The organism is Geminicoccus sp. (genome assembly GCF_035556675.1).
Lineage (GTDB): Bacteria > Pseudomonadota > Alphaproteobacteria > Geminicoccales > Geminicoccaceae > Geminicoccus.
In genome coordinates, this window is record NZ_DATMFZ010000147.1 from 1 (window position 1) to 19397 (window position 19397).

Genomic DNA, 19397 nt, shown 5'->3' on the forward strand with positions numbered 1-19397 from the left:
TCGTAGATCGGGATCCACCAGTTCAGCTGGGCCATCGGCGCCGAGTACCAGGTGTCCCGGTGCGGGTGGAAGGCGTAGCCCACGCCGGCGGTCAGATAGCCGTTGGAGGTCGCCAGGCGCAGCCGCGGCACGTCGAGGTAGGTCTCCTCCAGCGAGCAGCCGAGATCGGCCACCACGTCGCGGATCAGTTCCTTGGTGCGTGGATGGTGGATGAAGGCCGGCTTGAGCGGCCCTCCCAGTTCGACGAACTTCTCGACCGGCATGCCGAACTGGGCATGGGTCGGGTCATCGCCGAAGGTCTCCTCAATCATCGCCCGCGCGTGCTCGACCAGCTTCAGAGTAGACGGCCGCGGGGTGAAGACAAAGAGGTCTCCAGCATAAAGAAGCGGCCGCCGGTCGTCATCCGACAGATCCGACTCGTGGTAGATGACAGTCATGGTACCCACTCTGAGAATTCAAGTTGGCGCGCGTTTCGCGTCGCACTGCCGAAGGTGTTACCCTCCGCACCGTCACACTGCCATGACAGACCCGACACCTCACGCCTGACGCACGATGACGTGAACGTTCGTTACCAGTAACGAATGGCTGCAATGAAAAACTTCTTCTTCAGCAGCTGCAGACAAACTGGAACACCCGCACAACCTGCCGCTGATCATATTGTACTCGTGGAGCGGCTCAGGGACTTGCTGCCGTGTCACACCTGGATACTGCGATTGTGAAGCACCCTCTCGCTGGCGTGAACGTGAGTTGCCAATACGTATCCCTGGCGTGCCTGAAGCTTCACGTAGGCGCTACGCTTATCCTTCCCGGCAAGCAGCTGCACCCGGGGAGAGCAACGGGCGCCGTTCCGCATTCTGATAGGTGAGCAATGACGCAGCGTCCCGACCGCGAAGGAAACGGCCGGCCCCCCCTCGTCAGCGTCGGCATCCCGGTGTTCAACGGCGAGAATTATCTCGACGAGGCGATCCGTTCGGTGCGCAGCCAGACCCTGACGGACTTGGAGCTCGTGATCGCGGACAACGCGTCCACCGACCGGACCGAGCAGATCTGCCGGGACCACGCGGCAGAGGACCCGCGCATCGTCTACCTGCGCAACGAGCGCAACCTCGGCGCCATCCCCAATTACAACCGCACCTTCGACCAGGCGCGGGGCCGCTATTTCAAGTGGCTGGCCCATGACGACCGGATCCTGCCCGGCTATCTGGCCGCCACCACCGCGGCGCTGGAGGCGGATTCGAGCGCGGTCCTGTGCAACAGCCTCGTGGAGTATATCGGCCGCAACGGCCAGCGCCTCGCCAATTACGAGAGCGTGCTGGCCGATGCCGACCTGCCGAGCCCGTCCGCGCGCTTCGCCACGCTGGTGCTGCGCTCCCATTCGGTGGTCGACATCTTCGCGACCTTCCGCCGGGCCGCCTGGCTCGGCAACCGCAAGGGCAGCTTCCATGGCGAGGACCGGGCATTCCTGGCCTACATGGCCCTGAAGGGCCGGCTGATCCATGTGAACGAGCCGCTCAACCAGATGCGCGAGCACCCCAACCGATATACCCGCGCGGTGCGCAGCTCCCGCGACCGGCTGAGCTGGCACGACACCTCCAAGCGCGGCCAGCTCAGCTTCCCGACCCTGCGCCTGTTCGCCGAGTACGCCAAGATCGTCCGGAATGTGCCGATGCCGGCGGCCGAGCGCCGGCGCTGCCGCCTGGTCCTGGCTCGGTGGTGGTTCACCAACTACAACCTGATCCGTGCCGGCGTGGACCTGGCCTCGGTGGCGCTGCCGGAGCTGGTGAGCGTCGCCGAGAATGTGAAGACCCGGCTGCTCGGAGCGGCGCCCGGTCACACCTTTGTGGATGCGGATCGCCGGCTGGCCGGGGCCGAGCCCGATTCATCCGGAAAAAGCGACAAGTAACCGCTGTATAAACTCTGAAGCGACCAAAGTTTTTGGGCCACAGATCTGGCAAGATGGAAGACATCTTGCAGCCAATCCGGGAACAGGAGTAGTTGGCTTGGCCGGAGCCGCGCGACCATGCGCGGAATATTAGCAGGCGGTGCTCTCCGGTCGTGATCCGGCATGACGTGATCGGACTGGGCACGGCCACGGAGGATATGGGTCAGTGCGTGTCGTCATTCTCGGCTGCGGCGGGTTCGTCGGCAGCCATCTGCTCGACAATCTCCTGGGCGACGAATCCTACCTGATCGAAGGCTGGGACCCGGAGGACCGCAAGATCCGCGGCCACCTGGACAATCCGCGCTTCACCTTCCACCGCAGCGTCGCGAACTCGCCGGAAGCGCTGGTCGAGGTCGAGCGGGCCGTGCGGGAGTGCGACGTGGTGATCAACCTCGCCGCGATCTGCAACCCGTCCGACTACAACACCCGCCCGGTGAGCGTCATCCACGCCAGCCTGTTCGACGTCTATCCGGTCATCCAGCTCTGCGCGAAGTACCGGCGCTGGCTGGTCAGCTTCTCGACCAGCGAGGTCTATGGCCGCACGCTCGCCAGCTACCTGCCGGCCGGCACCTATGACGATCCCGACCTCTACGAGCTGCGGGAGGACGAGACCCCGCTGGTCATGGGGCCGATCCAGAACCAGCGCTGGTCCTATGCCTGCGCCAAGCAGATGGCCGAGCGGCTGGTCTATGCCCACCATGCCGAGGACGGCCTGCCCTTCACCATCGTCCGGCCGCTCAACTTCTTCGGCCCGCGCATGGACTATATCCCCAGCCGCGACGGCGACGGCGTGCCGCGCGTCCTGGCCTGCTTCATGGCGGCCCTCATGTCGGGCCAGCCGCTGCAACTGGTCGACGGCGGCCAGGCCCGGCGGACGATCGTCTCGATCCACGAGGCGGTGGACGCGATCCGGCGCATGCTGGAGCGGCCGGCCGCAGCACAGAACCAGGCGTTCAACATCGGCAACCCGCACAACGAGGTGACGATGGCCGAACTCGCCGACCTGATGCGCCGGACCTATGCGAAGATCACCGGCGACCGGCGATTCGACGACCACCCGATCGTGACGGTGCCGGCCGAGCGGTTCTACGGGCCCGGTTACGAGGACTGCGACCGGCGCATGCCCGACATCGGCAAGGCGCAGCGTCTGCTGGGCTGGACCCCGACCATGACGCTGCCCGAGATCCTGCTGGAAACGATGCGCGCCTATCACGAGGCCTATGCCGTGCCGGAGGCGGTCTGAGCCTGGCTTCAATTCGGCAGCCAGGCTTCCTATAGTCGGTACGGGTGCCGGTCCCGCACCGCGACCGGCGGAACGACGATGGTCTGCCCGATGCCCGTCCCCAGTCCCGAGCGCCTTTCCGTCGGCAACATCCGGATCGGCGGCCAGCGCTACCAGCTCGAGATCGATCCGGACGAGACCGCCAGCGGCGAACGCTACGAATATTTCCTGAACATCATCCGCCGCCTGGTCCGCGAGCATGGCATCACCGGCCGGCGCTGGTACATCACCTATGACGGCAAGCACGACATCCCCGACCTGGACGGGGACTGCGTCGTGTTCATGTATGGCGAGGAACGCTCGCTCACGCCCTGGCGCTACGAGCGGGCCGGGCTGATCCTCAAGGCCTACGGGATGCGCCCGCAGCCCGTGGAGCCGTTCCGCGCCGACCTGCCCTGGATGCTCGACCGGACCCGGGTGGCGCGCAACCGGCTGCAGGACCTGCGCATCGTGCGGCGGATCGGGCCCGGCCGGCACCAGGCGGTGCAGGCGCGTACCCTGCCCATCCCGCTGGGCTATGCCCGCCAGCACGAGCTGCCGGTCAAGCCGATCGCGGAGCGCCCGCACCTCATCTGGTTCGCCGGCAGCCTCGACAATGCTGCAGTCGGCCGGTTCTCGCTCTATCCACGCCTAGCCAACCTGCCCAAGCGCCGCGCCCGCCAGGAGATGGTCGCCAATCTGCGCCGGCTCCAGGCGTTCCACCCCGACTGGCCGATCTCCTTGCAGGTCAACCAGACCTACCAGGCCGGGCCGAGCGATCCCGGCGACGCCTATGCCCGCCGGCTGATGGACACGCGGATCTGCGTGGCACCGCGCGGCACCACGCCCGAGACCCACCGCTTCTTCGAGGCGATGCGTGCGGGCTGCGTGGTGATCTGCCAGCCGCTGCCCGATTTCTGGTTCTACCGCTCCGCACCGGCGATTCGGCTGAAACGCTGGTCGGAGCTGGAGGCGGCGGTGGAGGCGCTGCTGGCGGCACCGGCACGGCTGGAGGAACTGCACCTGGCCAGCCGGCGCTGGTGGGAGGAGGTGGCGGGCCCGAGCGCCATGGCGCGCACGATCGCGGCGATCCTGAACGGCCAGACCAGCGTCGCCGAGGTGGCGGCCCGGCCCTGACCCGTTCTGGCCGGCTCAGCCGCCTTCGGGCGGGTCGGTGAGCTGGATCTCCATCGTGCAGCCGACCCCCGTCCTCGCGAAGTCGAGCCTGACCCCGCCGCCCAGCTGCGGCCCCAGCCAGCGCTGGATCAGGCGGGTGCCGAAACCCTGGCTGGTCGGCGGGGACACAAGCGGTCCGCCGCTCTCCTGCCAGCGCAGCCGGAGCCGCGGCTCCCGGCCGCCGATCACCTGCCAGTCGATCCGGACCCGGCCCTCCGGGACCGAGAGGGCGCCGTACTTGCTGGCATTGGTCGCAAGCTCGTGCAGCGCCATGCCGACGCTCAGGGTCAGGCGTGCCGGCAGGCGCACGACCGGGCCCTCGATGGCAAAGCGCCCGCCGGTCCGCTGCTCGTAGCCGAACGGTTCCAGGGCCTGGGCCACGATCAGGTCCACCCGCGTGCCCTGCCACTGCCCGCGCATCAGCAGTTCGTGCGAGCGGGCCAGGCTCGTCAGCCGCGCCTCGATCCGCTCCTGCACGCTCCGCTCCACCTTGGCGTTGCGCAGGGCCTGCATGACGATCGCCTGGACGATCATCAGCGAGTTCTTGATGCGGTGGCTCAGCTCGTCGGACAGGGTGCGCAGGTCGGCTTGGTGCTCCGCCTCCCGGCGGCGCTGGGTGGCGAACGCCTGGCCCATCCGGTGCAGGGCACGTCCGATCTCGCTGAACTCGTCCCGCCCGGTGGGCGGATCAGGCGGGTCGGGTGGATCGGCGCTCCAGCCTTCCGCCGCGCGCAGGAGGCGGTCGACCGGACGACGGATGAACAGGCGGGCACCGATCGCCACGCCCAGCGTCATCACGACCAGGCCAGCCGACATGATGGCCAGCGTGCCCATGGTCGCCCGGTCGACATCGCGGAACAGCGTCTCCGTCGCGATGCCGGTGCTCACGTAGAGCCCCTCCGGCGACAGTGCCACCGGGACATAGGAGATCAGGCGCATCGTGCCGTCCTGGCTCCGTGCCTCCTCCGTGCCCGGCAGCGCGCCATGGACCCAGTCCTGGTACGCTTCGGGAATAGGCGTGCCGACGAACCGCTCCGGCAGCGGGGTGCGCGCCAGGATCACCCCGTCCCGGTCGGCGATGGTGACGGCACTCCCCCGGGCCAATGGCCAGTTGCGCAGCTCGTTGTTGAGATGGAACAAGCTCAGGCTCGCGGCCACGACGCCGAGCGGCCTGCCGGCGGCGTCGTGCAGCGGCAGGGCGAACGGCAGGATCGCCTTGGCAGGTCCGGCCTCGGTATAGGCGCCCACCACGAAGTCGTTCGCCCGCAGCGCCTCCTGGCGCAGCGCCACGCTGTTCAGGCCGGCGGCACGGTCGCCCATGCCGACGCAGTGCCGCTGCCCTTTTAGGTCGAAGACGGCGAGCGCATCGACACCCAGCACCCGGTCATCCAGCAGCTCGTCCAGATAGGCGATGCAGGCGGCTTGGTCGAACTGGCGGACCCGGGGCGCCGCGGCAACGGCCCTGAGCAGCGCCTTCATGCCGTCGACCATGCGACTGATCTCGGCTGCGGCCTGCTGGGTCTGGCGGGTGACCGTCTGGCGCGCCTCGGTCTCGCGCGCGGTGCGCAGCTGCAGATGCAGGACGAGCACCACAACCGCCATCGGCAGGAAGGACAGCAGCCCCAGCAGGATCAGCCGCAGCCTGAGGGTCATCAAGTCGCTCCGGCGCGGCAGGGTAGCCGATCACCCCGGACGGGCAGCGTTCCCTTAAGCCGAACGGCACGGGAAGGGCCGGATACCCCTCCCATGCCGCTCCCGTCATCGTTCTCGGGCAGAAACCCGACCGTCAGAAGTCGAAGTCGTCGATGTTGCTCTTGTCGAACACGAAGGGCGGCCCGAGCAGGATCTCGGAACCGTTGACCACCTGGAGCTTGCCGAGCTTGCCGGCCTCCAGCTCGGTCGAGCCAGGCTTCAGCTTGCCGTCGGCCGCGGCGCGGGCGGCATAGACCGCGGCATAGCCGAGATCGACCGGGTTCCACAGCACCACCGACTTCACGCAGTCGGCCTTGACGTAGGGCCGCATCGCGTTCGGCGTGGCCAGGCCCACCACCGCGATCTTGCCGCACATGCCGGCCTGGGTCACCGCCTCGGCCGCCGCCGGGGTGGCGATGCTGGTCATGCCGAAGATGCCGTCCAGGTCCTCGCCATACTTGTTGATCAGGGTGGAGGCTTGGTTGAAGGACAGGATGTTGTCCTCCTGCGCCTCGACCGTCTCCAGCCATTTCATGTTCGGGTAGCACTGCGCCGCATAGGCGCCCATCTCGGCGATCCAGCGGGCCTGGTTCGGCGTGGTGAAGGTGCTGGTGACGATCGCGAACGAGCCGTCCTCGCCGATCTCCTTGGCGATGTTGTCGATCAGCGACTTGGCAACGCCGTTGAACTCAGCCTGGTTGACGAACCACTCGCGCGAATCCGGCGTCGAGTTGCTGTCGTAGCCGATCACGTTGATGCCGGCTTCCAGGGCCTTCTTCAGCACGGGCGCGATCGCGACCGTGTCGTTGGCGGCGAACAGGATGCCGTCCACCCCCCGGGTGATGTAGTTGTCGAGGAAGGTGATCTGCTCGTCGATATTGGCCTTGGTCGGGCCGTCCGTGGTGACCTCGACGTTGCCGAGTTCCTTGGCGGCTTCCTGCATGCCCTTGGTGGTGGCGCCGAAATAGCCCACACCGATCAGCTTGGGGATGTCGATCAGGGTGATCGGCTTGCCTGCCCGATCCGGGGCATTGGTCGGCTGGGCACCGTCATAGTCCTTGGCGGCGACCGTACCGGGCGTGCCGTCGCAGGCGAGCGGCGAGGTCGGCAGGTCGTCGCCGCCATCCCACGCGCTCTGCGCCATGGCGCTGGTCGAGCCGAGCAGTACGCCCAGGCCCAACAGGGTGAACAGGGTCTTCTTCATCGCTATTCTTCTACCTCCCTCGGATCGACGAGACGAAATCAATGCTCAGCGCCGCGCTGCCTGCGCAAGAGGTCGCTCAGCAGGATCGACAGGATCAGGATGACCCCGATCACCACGATCGTGCCGTCGCCCTTCACCCCCGACAGCGCCAGCCCGTTCTTGAGGAGCTGGATCAGCACCACGCCAAGGGCGGTGCCCAGGATCGTGCCGGTGCCGCCGAAGATGCTGGTCCCGCCCAGCACCACCGCGGTGATCACGTCGAGCTCCAGGCCGGTGCCCATGTCGGAACGGGTGGTGCTGACCCGGGACACGAACACCCAGGCGGCGAGCCCGGCCATCAGGCCGGACATGGTGTAGATCGCGATCTTGATCCGATCGACCGGGATCCCGGAGAAGCGCGCCGCCACCTCGTTGTTGCCGATCGCGTAGAGCGAGCGGCCGAACGTGGTGTAGGTCAGGACGATGGCGCTGATCACGAAGAAGAACAGCAGCAGCCAGATCTGGGTCGGCACGCCCCAGAGCTCCCCCTGGCCCAGGCCGAAGAACCAGTCCGGGTAGCCCCGCACCGAGCGGGCCTGGCTGATCCCTTCCGCCAGCCCCCGGTACAGCGCCAGGGTCGCGAGCGTCATGATCAGCGGCGGCACGCCGACGCGGGTGATGAACCAGCCGTTCACGAAGCCGGCCAGCGCACCCATCAGGATCGCCAGCGCGATGGCCGCCCCCAGCGGCAGGCCGAGCTTCTGCCAGAACACGCCCAGCAGGATCGCGCACAGGCCCATGATCGAGCCCACCGACAGGTCGATGCCGCCGGTGATGATGATGAAGGTCATCGGCAGGGCCATCAGCCCGACCTCGACCAGCAGGCGGCCCTGGTTCAGCAGGTTGCCGGTGGTCAGGAACTGCTCGGAGCGGAACGCCAGCACGGCGATCGCCGCGATCAGCACGAACAGCAGGATCACCTCGTGGCGCTTCAGGCCGGCGTAACGGTCCTGGTGGCCGGGGGCCGCGACTGCGGATGCCATGCGCGTCACCTCGGTCAGCGATGCCGCGCGCGCTTCCTGCGGCGCGCGAGGTCGGCCAGCACGGTCAGCAGGATCAGGAGACCCTGGACGGCGCGCAGCCAGTAGGGGGAGACGTTGATGAAGACCAGCGACGAGCCGATCGCCGCGATCAGGATCGCCGCCAGGGTCGAACCGATCACCGTGCCGGTACCGCCCAGGATGCTGACCCCGCCCACCACGGAGGCGGTGATCACGGTCAGCTCCAGGTTCGGCGGCACGGTGGACTGGATCACCGAGAGCTGGGTGGCGAACAGGATCGCGGCCACCCCGGCGAAGAAGCCGTGGATGACGAACACGATGAACACGGTGCGCGCCCGGTCGATGCCGGCCAGGCGCGCCGCCTCGGCATTGCCGCCCACCGCATAGATGGAACGGCCGAAGCCGGAATAGCGCATCCAGAAGGCGGCCAGTGCGGTGAGCACGATCATGAACCAGACCGCCATCGGCACGCCCAGCGGGCGGAGCTGCGCCAGATGGTAGCCTTCCGGCAGGTTGTTGATCCACGCCCCCTCGGTGACGCTGATGAGCCCGCCCTTGAGGATCGAGAGCATGCCGAGCGTCACCACGATGGATGGCACCCGCAGATAGGCCACCAGCCAGCCGCTGACCGCCGAGATCGCCATGCCCGCCAGGATCGGCAGGGTCCAGGCCAGCCAGAGCGGCAGGCCGCTCACCGCGATCGTGCCCGAGATCGTGGCGAGCACGCCGATCAGCGAGCCCACCGACACGTCGATATTGCCGGACACGATCACCATCGACATGCCGATCGCGGCCACCGCGATATAGGCGTTGCCCAGGAAGATCGTGGACAGGTTGTTGGCGGACAAAAAGCGCTGGTTGTAGGCGCCGACCGCCACGAACAGCACGACGATCGCGATCAGCAGGATGCCTTCCTGGCTGAACACGAAGCGGCGCAGCCGGCTGCCGGCGGACGAGCGGGCGGGAAGCGCCATGGTGGCGGCCATGTCAGGCGGCCCTTTCCTGCTGGGCGGAGCGCATCATGGCAGCGGCGATCCGTTCCTGGGTCGCTTCCGCCCGGTCGAACCCGGCGACGATGCGCCCTTCCCGCATGACCAGCACCCGGTCGCTCATGCCCAGCACTTCCGGCAGCTCGCTCGAGATCATCAGCACCGCCATGCCCTGTGCCGCCAGCTCGCTCATGATCTTGTGGATCTCGGCCTTGGCACCCACGTCGATGCCGCGGGTCGGCTCGTCCAGGATCAGGATGCGCGGCCTGGTCGCCAGCCACTTGGCCAGCACCACCTTCTGCTGGTTGCCGCCGGACAGCTTGCCGACCACCTGGTCCATGCTGCTGGCCCGGATCTTGAACCGCTCGATGTCGCGCCGGGCCAGCTCCTGCTCCCTGCCCCGGTCGATGAAGAAGAACCGTGCCAGCTCCTTGAGCACTGCGAGCGACACGTTGTGCCGGATCCGCATCGGCCGGATCAGGCCCTGGGTGCCGCGGTCCTCGGGCACATAGGCGATGCCCAGCCGCTTGGCGTCGGCGGGGCTCTTGATGGTGACCGGCTGGCCGTCCACCAGGATCTGCCCGGCACTGGCCGGCGTCACCCCGAACAGGATCTGCGCCAGCTCGCTGCGCCCGGAGCCCACCAGCCCGGCCAACCCCACGATCTCGCCGGCGCGCAAGGTGAGGCTCGCCTCTTCCACCGTACCCGGATAGGCGACATTCTTCGCCTCCAGCACGACCTTGCCCGGGTTGGCGGTGCGGTGCGGGTAGAGCTGGTCGATGGTCCGGCCGACCATCATCGAGATGAGCTGCGGCTCGGTGACATCCTTCACCGCATGGGTCCCGACATACTCGCCGTCGCGCAGCACGGTGACCCGGTCGGCGAGATCGAAGATCTCCACCAGCCGGTGGCTGATATAGATGATGCCCACGCCCCGCTCGCGCAGCCGGCGCACGATGCCGAACAGGCGCTCGACATCCGCCTCGGTGAGCGCCGCGGTCGGCTCGTCCATGATCAGCACGCGCGCGTTCATCGACAGCGCCTTGGCGATCTCGACGCGCTGGCGGTTGCCGACCGAGAGCGCCCCCACCGGCGCGTCGGGGTCCAGGTCGTGGATGTCCAGCGACTGGAGGATCTCGGCGGTGCGCGCCCGGGTCTGGTCCCAGTCGATGCCGCCCCAGGACAGCCTGGGCGCATGGCCCATGAACACGTTCTCGGCGACCGAGAGCTCGGGGAACAGCAGGAGCTCCTGGTAGATCGCGGCGATCCCGGCAGCCTGGGCCTCCTGCGGGCTGCCGAAGTCCACCGGCCGGCCGTCGACCTCCATTCGGCCCTCGTCCGGCCGGTGCACGCCGGACATCACCTTGATCAGGGTGGACTTGCCGGCCCCGTTCTCGCCCAGCAGCGCATGGACCTCGCCCGGCCGCACGTCGAAGCTGACCCCCCGCAGCGCCCGCACGCCCGGGAACGACTTCACGATGCCTTCCAGGCGAAGCAGGGGTACCGCTGCCGTCATCGTACCGGCCCGGCCGCCAGAAATGCTTCGCCCGTGTGCGCCCGCCCGATTAGTCGGATCATTGGCCCTCCCGTTTGCCGGACCTTTGGGCAGCTTGCCGGACCCGTCAAGGGAATCGAGTGGTCGGACGGCTTGTGCGCAGGATCGCATTTGCGGCAAATGCCCCGCAATTTGTATGGAGCCGCGTACCATGCATTTCCTGCCGCTCTCCCGCCGCGTCTTCATCGCCGGCGCCATGGCCATGGCGCTGCCGGGCCGGGCCGATGCCGAGGACGGCCCGGTGAGCCCGGTCGACGAGCTCGACCCGGTTCTGCAGAACGCGCTCACCCCCTGGACCGGCGATCTCGACGAGATGGCGGCGCGCGGCTTCATCCGGGTGGCGGTGCCGTTCGGACTCGCGACCTGCTTCTTCGATGGCCCTCACCAGATGGGCCCCACCTATGATCTGCTGGTGGAGTTCGAGAAGTCGCTGCGCACGCAGCTGGGCAAGCGGGGCAGCGAGGTCACGCTGGTGATCCTGCCGACCTCGCGCGCCGACCTGTTCCCCGCGCTGAACGAGGGGCTGGCCGACATCGCCGCCGGCAACCTGACGATCACGCCCGAGCGCGCGGCCGTCGCCGACTTCTCCATCCCGTTCCGCGACGACGTGCGCGAGGTACTGGTGACCGGACCCGCCGCACCGGCGGTCCACCAGGCCGAGGACATGCTGGGCACGCCGGTCCATGTGCGGCGCTCGTCCAGCTTCTTCGAGCATCTGGAGGAACTGAACGCCCGGCGGGTGGCCGACGGGCTGGAGCCGTTTCCGGTCGTGGCGGCGGACGAGCACCTGCAGGTCGAGGACCTGCTGGAGATGGTCAATGTCGGCCTGATCCCCGCCACGATCGCCGACGACCCGGAAGCCAACTACCTGGCGCAGGTGCTGGACCAGATCACGGTGCACCAGGACATCGCGCTGCGGGAGAACCAGCAGATCGCCTGGGCAGTGCGCAAGGACAGCCCGAAGCTGCGCCGGGCGATCGACCGGTTCATGCAGGAGCATGCCAAGGGCACGCTGCTCGGCAACGTCATCATCCGCAAGTATCTCGACAACATCAAATGGATCCGCAACGCCCTCTCCCCGGAGGACCAGGAGCGGCTGCGCGAGGTCGCGCAGTTCATCAGGATGTATGCGGACGAGTATTCGTTCGACTGGCTGATGATCATGGCCCAGGCCTATCAGGAGTCCGGGCTGGACCAGTCCAAGCGCAGCCCCGAGGGGGCGATCGGCGTGATGCAGATCCTGCCGGCGACCGCGGCCGACCGGAATGTCGGCATCGAGAACATCCACCTGCTCGAGCCGAACATCCACGCCGGCGTCAAATATCTGCGCTTCCTGCGCGACCGCTATTTCAGCGACCCGGAGATCGCCGGGCTGGACCAGCTCCTGTTCGCATTCGCCGCCTACAATTCCGGGCCGCGCAACGTGGCGCGGGCACGGACGCGCGCGGCGAAGTCCGGCTTCGATCCGGACATCTGGTTCAACAATGTCGAGATCGCCGCCGGCCGGGCGATCAGTCGCGAACCGGTGACCTATGTCCGCAACATCTACAAATACTATGTCGCCTACCGCCTGATGACGATCTGAGCGCGCGGCGTACGATCCGGATCGCCGCCCTGGTCCCGCGCCGGCCAGGCCGAACCCTATGCTGAAGATCACTGCCCGGCCGTCGCGTCCTGCTATCCAGGCACGACTTCTCTTCCGGAAATACCCGGCGAGAACATGCGGATGGATATACTCATGCCACGCGCGATCGAAGTCATTCTCGGCAATCAGTGGTTCGGCTATCTGGCCCGGGCCGTCCTCACCTCGATGTTCTGGATGAGCGGCCTGGCCAAGCTGCTCGACTTTTCCGGTGGCGTCGCCGAGATGAGCCATTTCGGCCTGGAGCCGGCAGTGGCCTACAATACCGTCGTGCTCCTCGTGCAGCTGGCGGGATCGGCGCTGATCATCCTGAACCGCTGGACCTGGCTGGGTGCCGGCATGCTCGCGGTGTTCACCCTGCTGACCATCCCGATCGCCCATCATTTCTGGACGATGGAAGAGCCGTTCCGCACGCTCGAATTCTATGTGGTGATGGAGCACATCACCGTGGTGGGCGCGCTGATGGTGGTCGCCTGGGCATCCACGCTCGAGCGCGCCCCGGCCCGTCCCGCCCTGCAGGACGGGCCGATCGAGCCGTCACTCAGTCGCCGGCAGCGGGCCGAGGTCGAACAGGCCGGCCTCGCTTAGGGCATCGGCCGCCCCGTCATTGTCCGAGGCCAGGACCAGCCTCCCGTCCGGGAGCTGGGCCAGGCCCTCGATCTTCTCGATCGTCCAGCCATGGGTCCGCTGCAGCACCGGCAGCACGTCGAACGCCGTGCTCTTGGTCAGCAGCGGCAGATCCTGGCCGATCGGGGCCGGCGTCACCCCGTGCAGGTCGACCACGGTCACCTTCTTCACGGCCGCCCCCGGCCCACCCTGGTTGTCCCGCTCGATCAGGGCCAGGCGGCCGTCGGCCAGGGCCGTCACCTCGGACAGGCCGACCCAGCCCTTGCCGGCCGGCGCGTCCAGCGGATAGCGGGCAAAGCTCCATTCCCCACTCGCAGGAGTATAGAAGCCGAGCTTGGCCTCGTTCGCCGCATCGTCCTTCCAGGGCCGCTGGATCGCCACCACCACGCGCTGGCTCCCGCCCTCGCCGGTCACGGTGACGCCCTCGAAGCCGAACCGGATCGCCTGGCCGGCCACTTCCTCCGGCAGGGCGATCTCCTGCCGCACCGCGCCGTCCGCCGCCACGTCGAGCAGCAGGTTTTCGGTCGGGTTCTCCGCCCGCTCCGTGTTGCCCTCGGACACCAGCCAGAAGCCGCCCTCCGGCTTCAGCGCGATCCCTTCCAGGTCGTAATGGACCGGCTGCCCGTCCTTCGTCACCGTGATCGCGCGGGTGATCACCGCCGGCCGCTGCGACGGGTCGATCTCGAAGATCCTGGCACTGGCATAGAAACCGTCCGACACCGCGAACAGCCGGCCATCCCCTGCCGCCGCCAGCCCCGACAGCGCGCCGAACCCGATCGGTGCCCCGTCCACCTCCGCCGACACGATGCTCGGGAAGGACGTAGCCTCCGCACCATACTGGTAGATCATCACGTTCGAGCGGACCGCGTCCTCGGCCGAATCCGTCTCCGCCGCGACCACGAACAGGTTGCGCTCCGGGATCGCCAGCAGCCCCTCCGGCCCGACCCCGGTCGGCAGGACCTGGCGGAATTCCGGTGCCGTGTCCCTGCCCATGTCGGCGAACACGGTCACCATGCTGGCCCGCTCGGAGCCCACGAAGATCAGTTCCTCGCCGCCGAACGTGCCGATCTCGATGCCTTCCGGCTCGTTGCCCTTCGCCTTGGCGCGTTTGGCCGGGTACATGCCGTGCCGGATCGCGACATGCTCCAGCAGGCTGCCGCTGTCGTAGAGGACCTCGCCCGCATCGTCGAACACGGTGAAGCCGCGCGAGCCGCCCTGCCAGTCGCCCTCGTTGGCGGTCACCAGCCGGCCGCCCGACAGCCAGCCGACCGCATCCGGCTCGCGCGGCACTGCTTTCAGGCTGCCGATGGGCTCGATCAGCGCCTCCTCGGAGGTCGGGATCCGGTCGAGGTCGACGCTCCCGGCGGGGAAGTGCCCGGTGACCTTGCTGCTGGCGAGGTCGACCAGGGCAATGTGGTTGTTCTCCTGCAAGGTGACGGCGGCGACACCGGCCTCGTTCACGTCGACGAACTCCGGCTCCGGGTCGTCCGGCACCACCGCAGCCAACCCGGCCAGCTCGACCTTGCGGGCGCTCTCGCAATTGCCGGGCACCCCGTCCTCATCCAGGTCCAGGATCGCCAGGTATCCGGCCGGGAGCTGCGGGATCGCCCCGTCATTCACGTCCTCGTCGCGCTCGTTCTCGATCGCCAACGCCAGGAACCTGCCGTCCCGGCTGGCCGCCACCGAATCCGGCTGGCCGCCCACGTCGCAGCGCGCCACCACCTCCCGGGTCGCGAGATCGACCACCGCGACATGGCCGGACGGTGTAGTGTAGCTCTCCGACGTGTTCACGCCGACCAGCGCCACCTTGCCCACCGTGGTGACCGAGGTCGGCTCGCCGTCCATGGCCACGGCCCCCAGGGGCCTGGGCGACTTCGGGTCGGTGATGTCGATGAAGCCCAGCTGCCCGTTCGGGCTGTCGCTGTAGATCAGGGTCATGCCGTCCGGCGTCGCGGCGATGATCTCCGCGGCCGTCTCCGTCGCAGGGTCGACGCCGTCCGGCAGGTTCTCGAACACGGGGAAGGTCGCCACCCGCTCGAAATAGGCGGCCGAGGCCGGTGCTGCCGCCAGCACGATGGCGCCGGCCGCGCCAACCATCAGTTGCTGCCTCAAGGCCCTCATGCCCGATCCCTCGCACGACGCTGAAGAAAATCCATTGCTGTGCGGGGTTTTGATCCGGGGGCGGGACAGGCGCATGACCGTCCGGCGACAGCACCGCGACAGCCCGCATGGGGCGCCGTCTGGACAAGGTCCCTGCGAAGGCATAGCCCTTCGCCCGATCCGCCTGTTGTCGGGAGCGAGGGAGCCGATGAGCCAGAAGCCCAGCAATCTCCACATCGATGGCCAGCGCTTCTGGGATTCGCTTATGGAGATGGCGAAGATCGGCGCCACGCCCAAGGGCGGGTGCAACCGCCAGACCCTGACCGACCTGGACAAGGAGGGCCGCCTCCTGTTCCAGCGCTGGGTCGAGGCCATCGGCTGCACGGTCGAGGTCGACGAGATGGGCAACATGTTCGCCCGTCGCCCGGGCAAGCGGGACGACCTGCCGCCCGTGGTGATCGGCAGCCATCTCGACACCCAGCCTACCGGTGGCAAGTTCGACGGGGTGGCCGGCGTGCTGTGCGGCCTGGAGGTGCTGCGCACCCTGCACGATGCCGGCTACGAGACCGACCATCCGGTGATGGTGGTGAACTGGACCAACGAGGAAGGCTCGCGCTTCTCGCCGGCCATGCTGTCCTCGGGCGTGTGGGCGGGCGTGCTCGACCGTGACTGGGCCTATGGGCTCAAGGACCGGGACGGCAAGGTCTTCGGCGAGGAGCTGGCAAGGATCGGCTTCAAGGGCGACAAGCCCTGCCGGCCGGCCGACTGGAAGTGCCATTTCGAGCTGCATATCGAGCAGGGCCCGATCCTGGAGGCCGAGGACAAGCAGATCGGCGTGGTCACCGGCGTGCAGGGCATCCGCTGGCTGGACGTGACCATCACCGGCAAGGAGAGCCATGCCGGCTCGACCCCGATGCCGCGCCGCCAGGATGCGCTGGTGGCGGCGTCCAAGGTGGTCATCGCGCTGGACGAGATCGCCCGCAAATACCCGCCGGCCGCGGTCGCGACGGTGGGCGAGATCAAGATCGCCAAGCCGTCGCGCAACGTGATCCCCGGCGAGGTCTGGTTCTCGGTCGACCTGCGCCATCCCGAGACGGCGACCGTGGACGCGATGGAGCGGGACCTGCACGCCGCGGTCGAGGCGGCCTGTGCCCGCGACGGGCTGCCGTTCCAGGTCGAGCGGCTCTGGGATTCCCCGCCGGTCCAGTTCCACCCGGACTGCATCGCCGCGGTCGAGAACGCCGCGCAGGAGGCCGGCTACCGCCATCGCCGCATCGTCAGCGGCCCCGGCCACGACAGCGCCTATACCGCGCGCAAGGTGCCGACCTCGATGATCTTCATCCCCTGCAAGGACGGCCTCTCCCATAACGAGGAAGAGTCCGCCAAGCCCGAGGACCTGGCGGCGGGCTGCGAGGTGATGCTGCGCGCGGTGCTGACCATGGCGCAGGCGAGCTGACGGCCGGGTCTGCCATCAGGCGGGACATTGCCGGCCTCGCCAGGACGCCGGTCATCGGGTCCGACGCCCCGACAACCGGCGTCCTGGCACCGGCCGGACCTGCTCAGTGACGCCGACGGCTCATGGTGGTCGCGCGCATTCCGGCTATCATCTCGTTGGGGGACAAGGGATCCAGGCTGCGGAGGAGCGCCCGCAGGCGCGCGGCCTTGGGCCCGCCTCCGCCCAGGGTCTCGGCCACTTGGCGCAACAGATCGGCATTCCGGCGCGAGAGCCGCGCCGGAATGCCGATCAGCTGTCCGGCCAGCACGTCTGCCGGATCCAGAACGGCTCCGCCATGACGGCCAGCTGGCGCATCGGGCTGATCTTGAGAACTTGCCGGTAGCGCGGATGGACCACCGGGCCATGGTGCAAGGCCGGTGCGCTGCATCTCGTCCACCCTGGCGCTAGCGACATCACACTGTTCCGGCTCCACCGGAAGTCGAGGCTTCCAATGTTGTGCCGCCATTCCAACCTCCTCCAGCAACGGGAGGAAACTAGCCGGGAAATGCGCAGATAGCGGTCCGGTAGCGTACCAACCTCCAGAAGGCGGGGCTTCAGCTCGCCACACCACGGCCGAGCAGCCGGAGGTACTCTGCATCCACCACGCGGTAGCACTCGCAGGCCGCGGCCTCCAGGCCGGCCCGGTCGAGGATGGTGATGCGGCCGCTGGCGTAGCGGATCAGGTCCGCCTTCTGCAGCGCCCCGGCCGCCAGGCTGATGCTGGCACGACGGACACCCAGCGTTGTGGCCAGGGCTTCGTGGGTCATCGGCAACTGGTCGTCGTCGCTGCGGTCATGCGCCATCAGGAGCCAGCAGATCAGCCGCTGCTCGATCGGGTGGTGGCGGTTGCAGGCGACCAGCTGGCCGACCTGGGTCATGAGCGCCAGCGCGAAATGCATCAGCAACTGCTGCAGCGACGGGCAGGCGCGCAGCGCGTCCTGCGCATGCTGGGCGTCGAGCCGGATGCCGGAGCCGGCCCGCTGCACCATGGCCTCGACGATGGAGCGGTCGGAGCCGAGCAGGAGCGGCGTGCCGATCATGCCTTCCCGGCCGACCATCCCGATATCGACCGTGCTGCCGTCCTGCAGGGCCATCAGCAGGGAGATCCAGCCGCTCTCGACGAAGTAGAGCGCCCCGACCGGCTCGTTCGGATGCTGGAGAAGCTGCCGAGCCGGCAGGTCGACAAGCACCAGAAAGGGCTCCAGGGCTGCGAACTCTTCGGCCGGAAGCATGGTCAGCAGGTGGTTGCGGACAGCCGACTGCTTCAGCGCCATGGTACGCTCACCCGCCTCGCCGATGGCCGTAAACGGTTTCCTCGCCCGCAGTCCGGCACCCGGCGGGGGAGGTTGGTACGTTATCGCACAAAATGGGCAGTGACGGCAGGATGATGATCATGCATGACGGCCATGCTTCGGCGTCCTCGCTTACCCATGAAGAGCGGGCGTTCCTCTTGCGGCATCTGTCTTCTGCTTTGCCTGCCGGTGATCACCTCTGGCGGGATGGCGCACATGATTGCCGGCTCGGCAGCAAGGCGCTGGCCTTTCCCGGCTGACACTCCTTGGATGCACTGCTTCACCGGCGCTGCCGGCATGACGACCCGTGCAGCCCGGGCGACCCGGCCTGGGCAGTGCCGGTACCGGTCGCGCGGCGGGTGCGCACATCAGGGAGAAGAACGGGATGCAAGTCGCCGACCTGGTCCTGCCCGTATTCGCCATCATCGTGACTGGCTGGCTGGCGGGGCAGCTCCGCTACCTCTCCCGCAGCCTGGCCGACGGCCTCGTGCATTTCGCCTACAACATCGCGATGCCGGCCCTGCTGTTCGTCACGGTCGCCCGGGAGCCGGCACGCAACCTCCTGGAGTGGCGCTTCCTGCTGGCCTTCGGCGGCGGCTCCTTCCTGTGCTTCGCGCTGGTGTTCCTGGCGGTCCGCATCGGCCGGGCCCGGGATCTCGCCAGCAGCACGATCCACGGCATGACCGCGGCCATGACCAATACCGGCTTCGTCGCCCTGCCGATCCTGCACGCCATCTACGGCCAGCCGGCGGTCCTGCCCGCGGCGATCGCCACCGTGTTCGTGGCGGGGGCGATGTTCCCCGCGGCGGTCGTCCTGCTGGAAAGTGCCGGAGGCGGCCTGGATGCAGGCACGATCCGGCCGGCCCAGCTGGCCAGGCAGATCCTGCTCAATCCGATGGTGCTCTCGACCCTGGCCGGCCTCGCCTGGGCCATCCTGGGACTGCCGATCCCGGCCCCGGTGGCGGCCTATCTGGACATCCTCGCCGCCGCGCTTACGCCCTGCGCGCTGTTCGCCATCGGGCTCGGCCTGTCGCTGCAAGGCATCCGCGCGAACCTCACGACCTCCATCGTGCTGGCGGCCGTGAAGCTCGTGTTCATGCCGCTGGTCGTCCTGGGCCTGTGCATGGCCTCGGGCCTGGGCGCGCTCTACACGATCGCCGCCGTCGTCTGCGCTGCCGTCCCCACCGCGAAGACGGTGTACATCCTGGCCGGCGAGTACGAGGTGCAGGAATCGCTGGTCGCCGCCACGGTCTCGATCACGACGCTCCTGTCGGTCGCGACGCTGCTGGGCTGGCTCTACGCGCTGTCATGGCTCGTCGGGCCGGTCTGACGCCGGCACGAAACTGGCCTTCCCGGATCTCAGTCGAAATCCTCAGGGGCTT

Annotated in this window: 16 protein-coding genes and 1 pseudogene; 8 read left to right on the plus strand and 9 right to left on the minus strand. The window is 68.1% G+C overall.

Going from position 1 to position 19397, the window contains the following annotated elements:
* A pseudogene (locus tag VNS22_RS11165) lies at positions 1-311 on the minus strand (hypothetical protein); the annotation flags it as partial.
* 557 nt (positions 312-868) lie between these two features.
* Here VNS22_RS11165 and VNS22_RS11170 point away from each other — a divergent pair.
* From VNS22_RS11170 to VNS22_RS11180, 3 genes are all read left to right on the plus strand, one after another.
* The gene (locus VNS22_RS11170) at positions 869-1903 is read left to right on the plus strand and encodes a glycosyltransferase family 2 protein (RefSeq protein ID WP_325732387.1); all 1035 of its coding nucleotides are present in this window, start codon (positions 869-871) and stop codon (positions 1901-1903) included.
* 205 nt (positions 1904-2108) lie between these two features.
* The gene (locus VNS22_RS11175; protein WP_325732389.1) at positions 2109-3185 is read left to right on the plus strand and encodes an NAD-dependent epimerase/dehydratase family protein; all 1077 of its coding nucleotides are present in this window, start codon (positions 2109-2111) and stop codon (positions 3183-3185) included.
* Between the two features lie 90 nt (positions 3186-3275).
* Entirely contained in the window at positions 3276-4340 is a 1065-nt protein-coding gene (locus VNS22_RS11180) for a hypothetical protein (protein WP_325732391.1), read from the plus strand.
* A 15-nt stretch (positions 4341-4355) separates the two neighbouring features.
* Here the strand turns inward: VNS22_RS11180 and VNS22_RS11185 are convergent, their stop codons facing one another.
* The 5 genes from VNS22_RS11185 to VNS22_RS11205 form a co-directional block, all read right to left on the minus strand.
* Positions 4356-6032, minus strand: coding sequence for a sensor histidine kinase (locus tag VNS22_RS11185; protein WP_325732393.1), 1677 nt, complete (start codon positions 6030-6032; stop codon positions 4356-4358).
* A gap of 133 nt (positions 6033-6165) precedes the next feature.
* Complete coding sequence (locus VNS22_RS11190) at positions 6166-7275, minus strand: substrate-binding domain-containing protein (RefSeq protein WP_325732395.1); 1110 nt, start codon at positions 7273-7275, stop codon at positions 6166-6168.
* Between the two features lie 38 nt (positions 7276-7313).
* Complete coding sequence (locus VNS22_RS11195) at positions 7314-8297, minus strand: ABC transporter permease (protein ID WP_325732397.1); 984 nt, start codon at positions 8295-8297, stop codon at positions 7314-7316.
* Between the two features lie 14 nt (positions 8298-8311).
* The gene (locus VNS22_RS11200) at positions 8312-9289 is read right to left on the minus strand and encodes an ABC transporter permease (protein ID WP_414653342.1); all 978 of its coding nucleotides are present in this window, start codon (positions 9287-9289) and stop codon (positions 8312-8314) included.
* 13 nt (positions 9290-9302) lie between these two features.
* Positions 9303-10820 (minus strand): sugar ABC transporter ATP-binding protein, encoded by a 1518-nt coding sequence (locus VNS22_RS11205; protein WP_349261766.1) that lies wholly within the window; start codon positions 10818-10820, stop codon positions 9303-9305.
* 190 nt (positions 10821-11010) lie between these two features.
* Between VNS22_RS11205 and VNS22_RS11210 the strand changes: the two genes are divergently transcribed.
* Positions 11011-12444 (plus strand): transglycosylase SLT domain-containing protein, encoded by a 1434-nt coding sequence (locus VNS22_RS11210; RefSeq protein ID WP_325732403.1) that lies wholly within the window; start codon positions 11011-11013, stop codon positions 12442-12444.
* Between the two features lie 153 nt (positions 12445-12597).
* Positions 12598-13089 carry a DoxX family protein gene (locus VNS22_RS11215; RefSeq protein ID WP_325732405.1) on the plus strand — a complete coding sequence of 164 codons (492 nt, stop codon included), beginning with the start codon at positions 12598-12600 and terminating at the stop codon, positions 13087-13089.
* Here VNS22_RS11215 and VNS22_RS11220 read toward each other — a convergent pair.
* Positions 13039-15225, minus strand: a complete 2187-nt coding sequence (locus VNS22_RS11220) for an esterase-like activity of phytase family protein (protein WP_325732407.1) — start codon at positions 15223-15225, stop codon at positions 13039-13041. The genes VNS22_RS11215 and VNS22_RS11220 overlap by 51 nt on opposite strands.
* Positions 15226-15436: 211 nt before the next feature.
* Here VNS22_RS11220 and VNS22_RS11225 point away from each other — a divergent pair, with 211 nt between their 5' ends.
* Positions 15437-16684 (plus strand): Zn-dependent hydrolase, encoded by a 1248-nt coding sequence (locus VNS22_RS11225; RefSeq protein WP_325732409.1) that lies wholly within the window; start codon positions 15437-15439, stop codon positions 16682-16684.
* 103 nt (positions 16685-16787) lie between these two features.
* On the opposite strand, the gene VNS22_RS11230 is transcribed toward VNS22_RS11225, so the two are convergent.
* Together VNS22_RS11230 and VNS22_RS11235 are read right to left on the minus strand one after the other, a co-directional pair.
* Positions 16788-16991, minus strand: coding sequence for a hypothetical protein (locus VNS22_RS11230; protein ID WP_325732411.1), 204 nt, complete (start codon positions 16989-16991; stop codon positions 16788-16790).
* Positions 16992-17277: 286 nt separating this feature from the next.
* Positions 17278-17997: a Crp/Fnr family transcriptional regulator gene (locus tag VNS22_RS11235; protein ID WP_325732413.1), complete on the minus strand. Its 720-nt coding sequence runs from the start codon at positions 17995-17997 to the stop codon at positions 17278-17280.
* Positions 17998-18116: 119 nt separating this feature from the next.
* Here VNS22_RS11235 and VNS22_RS11240 point away from each other — a divergent pair, with 119 nt between their 5' ends.
* Together VNS22_RS11240 and VNS22_RS11245 are read left to right on the plus strand one after the other, a co-directional pair.
* A complete protein-coding gene (locus tag VNS22_RS11240) occupies positions 18117-18275 on the plus strand; it encodes a hypothetical protein (protein ID WP_325732415.1) in 159 nt (52 codons plus the stop codon).
* Positions 18276-18400: 125 nt separating this feature from the next.
* On the plus strand, positions 18401-19345 hold the full coding sequence (locus VNS22_RS11245) for an AEC family transporter (protein WP_325732417.1): 945 nt from the start codon (positions 18401-18403) through the stop codon (positions 19343-19345).
* The last annotated feature ends 52 nt before the right edge of the window (positions 19346-19397 follow it).

What these genes read in the sequence shown, in the direction of transcription:
- VNS22_RS11170 (WP_325732387.1), top strand. Translation starts at nt 869, where the DNA reads ATGACGCAGCGTCCCGACCGCGAAGGAAACGGCCGGCCCCCCCTCGTC.
- VNS22_RS11180 (WP_325732391.1), top strand. Translation starts at nt 3,276, where the DNA reads ATGCCCGTCCCCAGTCCCGAGCGCCTTTCCGTCGGCAACATCCGGATC.
- VNS22_RS11185 (WP_325732393.1), bottom strand. Translation starts at nt 6,032, where the DNA reads ATGACCCTCAGGCTGCGGCTGATCCTGCTGGGGCTGCTGTCCTTCCTG.
- VNS22_RS11190 (WP_325732395.1), bottom strand. Translation starts at nt 7,275, where the DNA reads ATGAAGAAGACCCTGTTCACCCTGTTGGGCCTGGGCGTACTGCTCGGC.
- VNS22_RS11195 (WP_325732397.1), bottom strand. Translation starts at nt 8,297, where the DNA reads ATGGCATCCGCAGTCGCGGCCCCCGGCCACCAGGACCGTTACGCCGGC.
- VNS22_RS11200 (WP_414653342.1), bottom strand. Translation starts at nt 9,289, where the DNA reads ATGGCGCTTCCCGCCCGCTCGTCCGCCGGCAGCCGGCTGCGCCGCTTC.
- VNS22_RS11205 (WP_349261766.1), bottom strand. Translation starts at nt 10,820, where the DNA reads ATGACGGCAGCGGTACCCCTGCTTCGCCTGGAAGGCATCGTGAAGTCG.
- VNS22_RS11210 (WP_325732403.1), top strand. Translation starts at nt 11,011, where the DNA reads ATGCATTTCCTGCCGCTCTCCCGCCGCGTCTTCATCGCCGGCGCCATG.
- VNS22_RS11215 (WP_325732405.1), top strand. Translation starts at nt 12,598, where the DNA reads ATGCCACGCGCGATCGAAGTCATTCTCGGCAATCAGTGGTTCGGCTAT.
- VNS22_RS11220 (WP_325732407.1), bottom strand. Translation starts at nt 15,225, where the DNA reads ATGGTTGGCGCGGCCGGCGCCATCGTGCTGGCGGCAGCACCGGCCTCG.
- VNS22_RS11225 (WP_325732409.1), top strand. Translation starts at nt 15,437, where the DNA reads ATGAGCCAGAAGCCCAGCAATCTCCACATCGATGGCCAGCGCTTCTGG.
- VNS22_RS11235 (WP_325732413.1), bottom strand. Translation starts at nt 17,997, where the DNA reads ATGGCGCTGAAGCAGTCGGCTGTCCGCAACCACCTGCTGACCATGCTT.
- VNS22_RS11240 (WP_325732415.1), top strand. Translation starts at nt 18,117, where the DNA reads ATGCATGACGGCCATGCTTCGGCGTCCTCGCTTACCCATGAAGAGCGG.
- VNS22_RS11245 (WP_325732417.1), top strand. Translation starts at nt 18,401, where the DNA reads ATGCAAGTCGCCGACCTGGTCCTGCCCGTATTCGCCATCATCGTGACT.